Annotated in this window: 10 protein-coding genes; 5 read left to right on the top strand and 5 right to left on the bottom strand. The window is 64.0% G+C overall.

From position 1 onward, the window contains the following. The first annotated feature begins 248 nt into the window (after positions 1-248). On the top strand, positions 249-701 hold the full coding sequence (locus ACLQI9_RS19650) for an SRPBCC family protein (RefSeq protein ID WP_442379973.1): 453 nt from the start codon (positions 249-251) through the stop codon (positions 699-701). 32 nt (positions 702-733) lie between these two features. Here the strand turns inward: ACLQI9_RS19650 and ACLQI9_RS19645 are convergent, their stop codons facing one another. Both ACLQI9_RS19645 and ACLQI9_RS19640 read right to left on the bottom strand, forming a co-directional pair. Then, entirely contained in the window at positions 734-973 is a 240-nt protein-coding gene (locus ACLQI9_RS19645) for a helix-turn-helix domain-containing protein (RefSeq protein ID WP_442392039.1), read from the bottom strand. A 326-nt stretch (positions 974-1299) separates the two neighbouring features. Next, the gene (locus ACLQI9_RS19640; RefSeq protein WP_442392038.1) at positions 1300-2349 is read right to left on the bottom strand and encodes a phosphotransferase family protein; all 1050 of its coding nucleotides are present in this window, start codon (positions 2347-2349) and stop codon (positions 1300-1302) included. Positions 2350-2432: 83 nt separating this feature from the next. On the opposite strand from ACLQI9_RS19640, the gene ACLQI9_RS19635 reads away from it, so the two are divergent. Further along, positions 2433-3272, top strand: a complete 840-nt coding sequence (locus ACLQI9_RS19635) for an alpha/beta fold hydrolase (protein WP_442379976.1) — start codon at positions 2433-2435, stop codon at positions 3270-3272. On the opposite strand, the gene ACLQI9_RS19630 is transcribed toward ACLQI9_RS19635, so the two are convergent. After that, complete coding sequence (locus ACLQI9_RS19630) at positions 3269-3841, bottom strand: TetR/AcrR family transcriptional regulator (protein WP_442392037.1); 573 nt, start codon at positions 3839-3841, stop codon at positions 3269-3271. The two genes, ACLQI9_RS19635 and ACLQI9_RS19630, sit on opposite strands and share 4 nt — an antisense overlap. 167 nt (positions 3842-4008) lie before the next feature. On the opposite strand from ACLQI9_RS19630, the gene ACLQI9_RS19625 reads away from it, so the two are divergent. Next, complete coding sequence (locus ACLQI9_RS19625) at positions 4009-4950, top strand: metal-dependent hydrolase (protein WP_442392036.1); 942 nt, start codon at positions 4009-4011, stop codon at positions 4948-4950. Then, positions 4947-6119, top strand: coding sequence for a hypothetical protein (locus tag ACLQI9_RS19620; protein WP_442379982.1), 1173 nt, complete (start codon positions 4947-4949; stop codon positions 6117-6119). Before ACLQI9_RS19625 ends, ACLQI9_RS19620 begins: the two co-directional genes overlap by 4 nt. A gap of 75 nt (positions 6120-6194) precedes the next feature. Here the strand turns inward: ACLQI9_RS19620 and ACLQI9_RS19615 are convergent, their stop codons facing one another. After that, positions 6195-6803, bottom strand: coding sequence for a recombinase family protein (locus ACLQI9_RS19615; RefSeq protein WP_442379984.1), 609 nt, complete (start codon positions 6801-6803; stop codon positions 6195-6197). Between the two features lie 392 nt (positions 6804-7195). Between ACLQI9_RS19615 and ACLQI9_RS19610 the strand changes: the two genes are divergently transcribed. Then, on the top strand, positions 7196-7333 hold the full coding sequence (locus tag ACLQI9_RS19610) for a hypothetical protein (protein ID WP_442379986.1): 138 nt from the start codon (positions 7196-7198) through the stop codon (positions 7331-7333). Positions 7334-7668: 335 nt separating this feature from the next. Here the strand turns inward: ACLQI9_RS19610 and mobF are convergent, their stop codons facing one another. Beyond that, positions 7669-10482, bottom strand: a complete 2814-nt coding sequence (gene mobF, locus ACLQI9_RS19605) for a MobF family relaxase (protein WP_442392040.1) — start codon at positions 10480-10482, stop codon at positions 7669-7671. Positions 10483-10507 lie beyond the last annotated feature (25 nt).

The following is a 10507-nucleotide window of genomic DNA, read 5'->3' as shown; positions in this document are numbered from 1 at the left end:
AGGAGGTGCTTGGTCAGGTGGTCCCGATCCAGCATCCCGTAGCCAAGCGTTCGCGCGGATAGCTCGCTGCCCATTCCCACCTTTCGAACAGTGTTCTAAATCGAACAGCGTTCAGATTGCCAAACCGCGGGGGTTGCCGTCAAGCCCTTCCTGAGACCTTCCAAAGGCTTGCTCGATGGGCCTGAAACAAGCCCTAGTTCAAAGAGAAACTGCCCGCTCTGTTCTGACGTCGTGTACAGATGTCAGGTATGCGAGGTTCTGCCAGAGTGTTCATGTCAGCGCCTGCGGCGGCGATCTGGGACCTCGTCTCTGACGTGACCAACACAGGAAGATTCTCGCCGGAGACGTTCGACGCCGAGTGGTTAGACGGAGCGAGCGGACCCGCCTTGGGAGCGAGGTTTCGTGGGCATGTGAAGCGAAATGAGATCGGACCCGTGTACTGGACTACATGCCGGGTCACCGCGTGCGAGCGTGGCCATGAGTTTGGCTTCGAGGTTCTTGTGGGGTCTGCTGCGGTGAACAATTGGCACTATCGATTCGTCCCGCAAGATGATGGGACAGAGGTGACGGAATCATTTTGGACTCCGGAACCGGTGCTAATGCGTCCGTTCGCTTTCGTGGGTGAACCTCGGCGTCGGCGCAACGTCCGCGACATAGCCACGACGCTCGAACGCATCAAGGCCGAGGTTGAAGGGCGCTAGCCGAAAAGAATTTGCAAGGGTCTGTCGCCGACTTAGTCGGTCCGTTCTGGCTGCTCTGAGATCGCGCGATAGACAGTCGCACGGCTGACCCCGAGTGTGGTTGCGATGGTGCTCGCGGACTCACCGCTGGCATGCATCCGCCGCGCCAGAGCGGATTTCCACTTGTCGAGAGCCTTTGGGCGACCGATTCGCCTGACCCCTGCCCCACGTGCCTCCCGTGTGGTTGTATGGCCTCTTCGTCCCGAACAGTCAACTTGGGCGTTTGCGCTCATTGACCGCGTTGGCCGCGCGGGAACTCCGCACGTCAGACCGTTGACGAGGTTGGCGAGCGACGAGCGTTGTCGAAACTACTGCGGACGCTCTGCGGACGGCGGAACGCCGCGCCAGAGTTTGGCGGAGAGAGCGGTCGCTGAGCCGTTCGAGGCGCAGCGAGGACTGAGAAGGGACACCCCTCCCCTCACGGGCCGTAGGACGAGTCAGTTGCGCTCAGGTAGCGGCCCGGCCGGCGTCGCGCGAGTGCGCTGGCGGCAATCTCCGTGCGCGGATGGCAGCCACGCACGCCGAATAACCGATGGAACGGATCCGCGGTGAGTTTGAGCTAGTCACGGATCGCCGCGATTGTCCACGCGGGTAGGAACGGTGCGCGGGTGAGAAAGTGATCGTCCTGGCCTATCTTGCGAAGCAGAACCTGTGTGCGGAGGATGCAGCACCCCATCCGCACCATGGCGAAGATCTCGTACCAACCGAGATCGACCAGCGGTCGACCAATCATCTCCTCAAACCGTCGGATGACCTGCTCGCGAGAGTCGAATCCCGGAAGCTCGGGATCAAGATCGAGCCCATTGACCTCCAGCATTTGGCGACGGGTGGCTAGCCACCACGCGAAGTCGGTCTCGGCCGGGCATAGGCACGCTTGCTCCCAGTCCAAGACCCCGACGATCTCGCCGCTGTCGTCAAAGATCGCATTGGACAGTCGAGCGTCGCCCCAACAGACCGTCAGCTCGGTTGGTTCTTCCGGTTGGTGGCTCACTAGCCAGTCGAACGCAGCTGACATGAGATCGGGAACATGGTTGTCGCTCCCCCATTTGACGTATTCGCGCCACCAGGCCAGTTCCGCGGTGTTCCCGACACCCGCAGGGCGCTCGAGCCATATAGCGGCGTTGATTGGAACGCGCTGCAGTCCTGCGAGTGTCTCAAGGAATGAGTCGTGAACCCGCCGCTGCACATTGGGTCCGGCGTCGTGCAACCACCCTCGTGTCGCATACGAGGTATCCGACGGCGTGTGACCAACGATCCGCGGCATCACCAGAAACTTCGACCCGATCCACGACTTGTCAGGTTCATAGAGAATTGGCGACGGAGTCGCGATCCCGTGTTCGTGAAGCAAGTCTTGCGTCAGGGTCTGTGCACCTAAGTCGTAGTTGGGGAAGATGCCTCCGCCGGCGGGCGGGATTCGGACGACGTACTCGGTTATGCGTCCGTTCAGTTCCGCCGCGAACACCAAACTTTCACTCGACCATCCCGCGGCGCGATTCGCCGCGCGAAGGTCGGACACAGCCGCCTTGCCCCCGAACTTGTGCTCGAACCACGATTCGAGTTGCCTTCGAGTATCGGGGAGGTCGCGTTGAGCTAGGGCGATGCCTGCCACAAGAGATAGATTTACACACAGCACATCAGATGTAAAGCAGGCAGACTTTACGTCTGTATGGAGTGGTGTAATACGATCGCGAGGTGACCCGACCCCCACCACTCGTCTTCGGAGACATCGAAGACGCGACCTTGCCGCTGGCCGTCCTCGTTCACGGCTTTCCGGACACGCCTAACACTTGGCGACACCTTGGACCCTTTCTGGTCGGACGCGGATACCGAGTCGTGGCACCTTGGCTTCCCGGATACGACGCTCCGGTGGCAAGTCCCGTCAGTGTCGGTACATACGTACGTCATCTCCTCGAGGTCCGTCGGACTTACCGGGCCGATGATCGCGCAATCCTCATCGGTCACGACTGGGGTGCGAACGCGGGATACGGAGCGGTTGCAACGGATCCCTCGGCATTTCGCCGTTTCGTCGCTCTTGCGGTTCCGCCGATAAGTGCCCTGGCCACCGGCATGTTTACCTATCGGCAGCTCAAGCGGTCCTTTTACATCTGGTTCATCCAGCAGGTCGACCTCGCCGACGCCGCGCTGGTTGCGCCGGGCTTCTGGGAGTCGCTGTGGGCAGACTGGTCGCCGGGGTACGACGCACGCGACGACGTGGCTGAGCTGCGTCGATACGTGACGGCGGACAACATCTCTAATGTCGTCTGTCCGTACCGTGCGTCGTTTAACACGCAGTTCGCCGATTCAGGCGCACAGGCCGAAGCGTTAGCGACAACTCAGCCGCCGCCGGTGCCGACGCTCTACCTGCACGGTTCCGACGATGGAGCCATCGGCGCTGAGCTGCTCGGCGACCTCACCGCACACTTACCCGCCGCCGGATCCGCCTACGAGATCGTCGACGGTGTCGGCCACTTCATGCATCTCGAGCAGCCCGAGATCATCGCGGACAAGATCGCCGGCTGGCTCGGGGGTTAGCCTGCTGCCGCGGCGGACCGTGGCAGCCGCCGTCGAGACGGATCGAGGCCGGCAGCATGACGCAGTTCGGCCAGGAATTGATCAGTGCTACCCCCGCCAATCATGTAGTGGCAGACGGCGATCCGCACGACTGCCGCGGAGGCGATCTCACTGATGTCGCCGGGGATGATGCGTGCAACGCGCTCCCGCATGATGGGCAACGCGCGCTTCATCTGATACAGCACGTGCTCGGGCTCGGTGTCGGCCAGCGAGCCCAGGGAGTACGAGCTCTGGAAATCCACGATGAACTGCAACGCAGCATCGAGCCGGTCGGGGCCGGTCAATCCTGCCATGGCAGCGGCGATGCCGGCGTCAAAATTGTCCTGCTCGTAGAGGCCGAACGCCTCCAGCAGCCCTTCCTTCGAACCGAAATACCGGTACAGGGTTGGACGCGAAACCTTGGCTTCAGCGGCAACGTCGGACAGCTGCAACTTCCGGCGTCCGTCGCGGGCGAGCACGACGAACGTGGCCGCGAGGATCCGTCGTCTCGTCGATGGCTCGACCTCGGCAGGTCGTTCAGAAGTCACCATCGAGCCCTTTACATATAGACAGTCAAATGTCACACTAACGGTGTCTCGCCCCGGTGTCCGGAAAAGTCATTGTGAGACACCGATGCATGCCAATGCTAAGGCTCGCGAGGCGGCGGTCGCGACCCCAAGGGCGGGCGTAACGGCATCTCAATGGGAGGTAGTCACCGATGACGGACCTCGTGGTCCGCAAGATCCCGTGGGACTTCGACGCGACGGTGCCCTTCATGTGGCAGCCCGCCAACCCGAATTTCGGCCTGTTCTGTAACGCCTTCACATTCATCGCGGTGCCGTTCGAGCGATACATCGTCAGCGCGGTCCGGAAATCGCAGGACCGCCTGAACGAGGACCCCGATGTCGCCTCGGAAGCCGAGGCGTTCCTGCGGCAGGAGGCACAGCACGCGGCAGCTCATCGCAAACACATGCTGGCGCTCGTGGATCGCTATCCCGAGCTGGAGCGTGTGTACGAGGACGCATGCAATGCCTACGACGAACTCGTCGACGAGCAGCCCATCGAGTTTCACGCGGCCTACATCGCCAACCTCGAGGCGACGTTCACACCGCTCTTCAAAGTCATTCTCGACAACCGTGATTCATTGTTCGGCGGCGGAGACCGGCGAGTCGCCTCGCTGATGATGTGGCACTTCGTCGAAGAGATCGAGCACCGCAGCTCGGGGCTCACCTTGTGCCGGCACATCAACCCCGACCCGTGGTACCGCGTCACGCAGGTCCGTCGCACGTTCCGCCACATCGGCACGCTGTCCGCGCGGATCGCAAAGACTTTTGACCAGACCATTCCGTACGAGGACCGCGGTGCCTCGGCGCAGGAATTGATGTCGAACTCACCGCTACTCAGCGAGTTCAAGTACCGCATTCCCGGCGGCAGCCGCCGGCTTGAGCGACGCAGCGGTCCGCCCAACATGTTCCATGCTGTGCCAACACGCCAGTTGGCAACCATGGTGTGGCGACTCGTGCTATCGCAGACTCCCAACCATGATCCTGCCGATCAGCCACTGCCAGGATGGGTCGATACCTGGATGCGCGCATACGAGGGGGGGACTGACATGACAGCGTTCTGGGGAGCCCCGCCTTCAGACACCGCAGAAAGGTGACCGCGTTGCTGTCAACGAACTACGGCAGTTTGGTACCCGAGGACGAACTCCTCACACACCAGATCGTGGACACCTTCGCCACGGTCAGCCAGTCCGATCCGTCGTGGACGGAGAAGATCTGGACGATTGCGCATGCGCGCGACAACTCCCTGCAGGTCGTGCTCGGGATCGGCAAGTACACCAATCGTGGCGTGTTCGATGGGGCTGCCGGCGTGTGCCTGGGCACAGAACAGTGGACGGTTCGTGCGGGGCGGCGGTTGTCGTTGGACCCAGCGAGCACCCACGTCGGTCCGATCCACTACTGCATCGAGGAGCCGCTGCGCTCAATACGAGTGAGCCTCGATGCCACCGAGCACTCCCCCATCGCATTCGACGTAGTGATGCGCGGCAGTTTCGATGCGGCGCTTGAAGATCCATGGCCGGACCGCAGCCCTGACGGGTTTCGGGTAACCCACAACGTGTTGCGCTACCACCAGATCGGCGTCGCATCCGGCTGGGCGGAAGTCGAAGGCGTGAGAACCGAAATCGACGCCGACGGCTGGATCTCGATCCGCGACCACTCGTGGGGACTCCGACCGGGTGTTGGCAAGCCGATACCGGGCTTGCCGCGCGGCGGCCGAAAGATCAAGCAAATGTTGATGGCGTGGCTCCCGATGACTCTGACTCGCGCCGACGGATCGGTGTACTCCCTGTTCGTCTTCTACCAAGAGGAGCGGGGTGACGGATTCACCGAGATCCGGTGCCAGGCAGAGCAACAGAATGCCGACGGGACCTCTGAACGCTTCGCTTCGGTCGAGCAAGACCTGCATTTTCGGGACGACAACCGCCGATTCACCCACGGAACGATCACCCTGATCGATTCCAGCGGGGCAAAGCGGCCACTGACGATCAATGCGGCTGGCCCGACCGGCTTTCACCTTGGCACGGCCGGGTACTACGGGTGGAATGACTGGGTGTACGGCCAATGGGTCGGCGACCTCAAGGTCGAAGGCAACCACATGACGGACTGCGACGACCCCAAGAACGCGCGAGAGTTGCACCAGCTTCGGGACCTCCTGGTGCGAGTGGAAGATCCGGTCGGCGGAGGGACAGGTCTGGGCAACGCCGAGACATTCGCGCTCGGCGCGTTCCCCGACCGCGGCCTCACCGCGGAGAACTCATTCCTGTAGTCCAAAGTCGAAATCGCTCGTGTGCCGGCACTTCGTCTCGCCGGCATTCAACACGTCAACGTAGGGACGCTGCACCTACGCAGGTTCGCTCTGCTGGTCGGCGAGCACTCGATAAACCGTCGCGCGGCTGACCCCAAGTGCGGCTGCGATTGTGCTCGCCGACTCGCCACCCGCGTGCATCCGCTGCGCTAGAGAAGCTTTCGACTTGTCGAGCACCTTGGGCCGCCCAATAGGCTGTCCGCGTGTTCTCCGGGCTTCACGCGCTGCCGCACGACGTTCCCGGCCAAGCTCCAGCTCAAGTTCTGCCAGGCTCGCCAGCACTCCGGCCACCATGCGCCCGGTTGGATTGGATGTATCGATTCCCTCGCGCAATGACCGGAGGACGATGTTCCGCTCGCCGAGTTCCCTGATCGTCATCATGACCTCCGCGGCGTTCCTGCCGAGCCGGTCGATACCCACCACAACAATCGCGTCACCTTCGCGGGCGTAATCCAGCAGCGCGGCAAGGCCCGGTCGCTGCTCCCGTGTCGAGGTTCCCGACAGCTTGTCGCTATAGACACGGTCTGGCTTGACGCCGGCTTCAGTGAGTGCGTCGAGCTGTTGGTCGAGCGATTGGTGGCCGGTACTCACTCGTGCGTATCCGAGCTGAGTGCCTGTGGTGGACGGTGCGGTCACGGTCGGCATGAAGTCCAGTATGTCTCAAAAGTCTCAGAAGTGCAAGTTATGCGACGATAGTTTTGAGGCGACTTTTGCGACAGACCGACATGGCCATTGTTGCGGTGCTGTGCTACTCATTCCACGTGTCTCACAACTTTAGATTCGAGACGTGCAGCTGGATGGTGTCGGTCCGGGGCTAGGACGGCGCTCCCCCAGGGGCGCGCGCCCGGCTCGGGCAGTGGGGACATCGCCATCGCCATCGGGGACGGCGCCGACGCCAGCCAGGATGACATTAAGCGGGCGTACCGGAAGCTGGACCGAGTCCAGCTTGGGGATTGCGTGGCGCGCCTCTCCGCGACGGCTATCACCATCGATATAATGTTACAAGGAGATTACGTCACCGCGGACGGAGGACCGACATGACGACCGACTTGGCCACCAGCTACCTCAACGTGAGTGCCATGCACGCTGGGGCGTTTGTGGTGGTGGCGCTCACGGTCTTCATCATCTTGGCGCGGGGGATCACCGGAACATGGCCATGGCATGACATCTGGTGACGGGTTAGAGCGGGAGATGTGGGGTTTGCATCTTGAGGGTTTCTCGGTGCGGGAGAACTTCCTGGTCGACATCCTGCCATCGTTCTAGGGGTCGAGTGTGCTTGTGACACCCAAGTTTTGCGGCATTCTCTGAGAACCGAGAACGTTAGTTTCGAGACATGGCGGCAGCGGTCGGAGTCACACGCGCATCACCACCAACACTCACGACGCCGGGGCCACCGTGACCCTGGCCCAAAGCCCCAGTGTCGATCGACCTCCGCTAGCCGATCAGATCGGATAGATCGGGACCGCTGGAAAATCAGCTGGTCCGGTGTGACCACGCCGCGACCGATGGTCTAAAGCTCCAGCCCGTCGCCATCGTCACTGAGAACGCGGCTGCGGTCGTGACTGATGATGCGTTGGTAGGCGGCTTCGCGGGCGCGTTCGGCGGCGGCGTGTTGGCGCCAGGCGTCCCGGCGATGTGCGCGGCGTTGATCGTTGCGCGCCAGCGCGTCTGCCACGATCGGGGGCAGATGGTGGCGGTCGGCGCGTTCGGCGTGGGCGTGCATGGTGAGCGGGCGGTCGTCGTTGGCCAGGATCATCCGCAAGGAGTGGGCGGCGGAGTATTTGTTGCCCCGGCGCATCTGGTGCACCTCGGCGGCGTCGAGCAGGTGGCCGTGCTCGTGGTCGGCTTCACCGGCCGCTCGGCGGTAGATGTAGACGTGGTTGCGTTCGCGGCCACGAGACATGGCGACGTATGCCATGGCGCGGCTGGCTGTTTCGCCGATGACGGCATGGCTGGTATCGGCGGTGACGCCTTGGGCGGAGTGCACGGTGGTGGCATAACCCAGGGTGATGTGGTGGCGCACGTAGTCGTTTTCGAAGACGGCGCGGGCTTGGTCGGTGAGCCGTTCGGCGGCGATGCGTCCGGTGGCGGCATCGAGGCCGGCCACCCGCCACCGGTTGCCGTTACGGACCTGGCCGACATGCGCGCCGCGCTGGTGACGGGGCCCGGGTCGCACATCCACAGCGGCATCGTTGCGGCGGCTGATGATGATGTCGCCCTTGCGGATTTCTTGATCGCGGTCTGCGTGCACGGCGGGGCCCTCGACGGTCAGCGCGTGGTGGAGGCGGTGGTTGAGCGCGTCGGCCAGTTCCCAGGTGTCGCAGATCAGCAGCGCGTCTTTGCCGGCGGCCCGGTCGGACAGGTAGGCGTCGTGGGCGTCGGCGGCCATGGCAATCTGATCGCCGGTGTGCAGCCGGTGGTGGGTGCGATACCAGCCGACCGCTTTACGCAGTCGGTTTCCGTGCCCGTCGCGCAGCGCCAGGGAGGCGACGCGTTCGTCGCGGTCGCGCAGCCGCCACACCTGCGAGAGGTGTTGTGTCCAGGGCAGCTCGGTACACAGTTGGGCGAACATGCCCCCGCGTGCCTTGACCGGGGCGAGCTGATGCTCATCGCCGACCAGGACTGTCTTGGCACCGGCCGCGGTGGTGGCGGTCAGCAGTTGGCGCAGCTCGTTGGTGCCGACCATGGCGGCTTCGTCAACGACCACCAGGGTGTGCGGGTTCAGCGCTAACTGGTTGTCCCGGAACATCTGGAGGGCTTTGGCGATCGTGTGGCCTTGGTCTCCAGCGCCCTCGCGCACGGCGACATCAACGGCCTTGCCGGTCGGCGCCAACACCAGCACCGTCCCGTCAAAGCGGCGGTGCGCGGCGCCGCGCAGCGCGCGCATCGAGGTGGTCTTGCCCGCGCCGGCCGGCGCGGACAGCGGTTGGACGAGCCAGGGTGAGCGGCCGATGTTTTGCACGGCGCGCTTTTGATCCGCCGACAGGTGCACGGTGTCGTCGTCGTTGATCCACAGCATGGCGCGGTCGTTGCGCGCGTCGATCAGATCGAGCACCGCGGCCTCTTCGTCGAGGATCGCGTCGAGGGTGAAGCGCTCATGGCCCTCGCGCTGATGCGCGGCGCGGGGCGCGGTCAACCGCACCCCGACCTCATCGACGGCAGTTTCGACCAGCTCGCGTGGGGTGCGCTCGGGGTCGACGGGTAGTTGCGCGCCGACGATCTCGACCAGGTCGGCGCGGGTGAACGCGGCCTTGTCGATCTTCTCCGCCGCGGCCGCGAGGCGCGCCCGATCCAACGGGCTGCGCGCTGCGGTGCGCCGCGCCGCGCGCGCGGCGTCGAACGCTGCGCGGTCCAGGCGCAGGCCGCGCGCATCGGCGCGCCACTGCTCCACCAGCGCGGCCCAGGCGAGTTCTTCGGGTTTGGCGGGGCGCGTTGCTTTCTGCGCGGCCGCCAGCTGCGCCGCGGTCAACGGACCGTCGACAACGTGCAGGTTGTCGGCTGCCCACTGCCGTAGCTGGGTGGAGCGCCGCGACCAGGCGGTGATCGTCTCCCTGGCGACGCCGGCCAATTCGGCCATCCCCGTGGATGAGTCGACCGGCGACCACTCCAGGCCCAGGGATTGGTGCAGTTCGCGGCGCAGAGTGGCCTGATAGATCACCCCGGCCGCTCTGGCTTCGTGATACAGCGACGTCCCGTCGATCGACACCATCACACCGTCGGCGCGGGCTTGGCGGTTGGGCACGATGACATGGGTGTGCAGGTGCGGGTCCCCGCACCGCGAGGTCTCGTGCTGGTAGGCGATCGCCACCAAGCCGGGCAGGCGCATCAGATCCTTCTCACCGGTGCGCGGGTTATGCACCCTCGTGTAGCCGGCATGCACGGCCAGGTATTCCATCGCCTCAGACAGCGCGGCGGTGTGCGCGTCGCCGATCGCCTTGGAGACCACGTCATCGGCGCGAAGTGCCCGGACCAGCGACACACTCTTGGGAGCGCAGAACGTCAGATCGAACCCGTGTACACCGCGCTGCCCAAAGCCGCGGCCCTGCGCACCGTTGGGAGCGATGCCGTCATCCAGCCAGCCGGCCACCAGCTCGGCATCGGCCTTGCCGCCCGCGCGCTGGGCATCGGTGAGGCCCACCGACCTGGCGACGGTGTGGGTGTCGCCGGCCAACAACCATGATGGGGTGCGGGTTTCGTGTTCGGAGTAGTACTCCCCCAACCCGCCGCCCGCACGTGCCACATCACGGCTGGCGGTCTGAGCGGCCCGGGCGGTGTCGATGTAGTAGTTGATCGACCACCGCTTGAGCTTGGAGATCGTCAACACCTGATCCACCCACCCACGGTGACTG

This window comes from Mycobacterium sp., assembly GCF_052143115.1.
In the GTDB taxonomy this organism is placed as follows: Bacteria; Actinomycetota; Actinomycetes; order Mycobacteriales; family Mycobacteriaceae; genus Mycobacterium.
The sequence above is the reverse complement of the archived record's forward strand: the minus strand, read 5'-3'. Positions and strand labels throughout refer to the sequence as shown.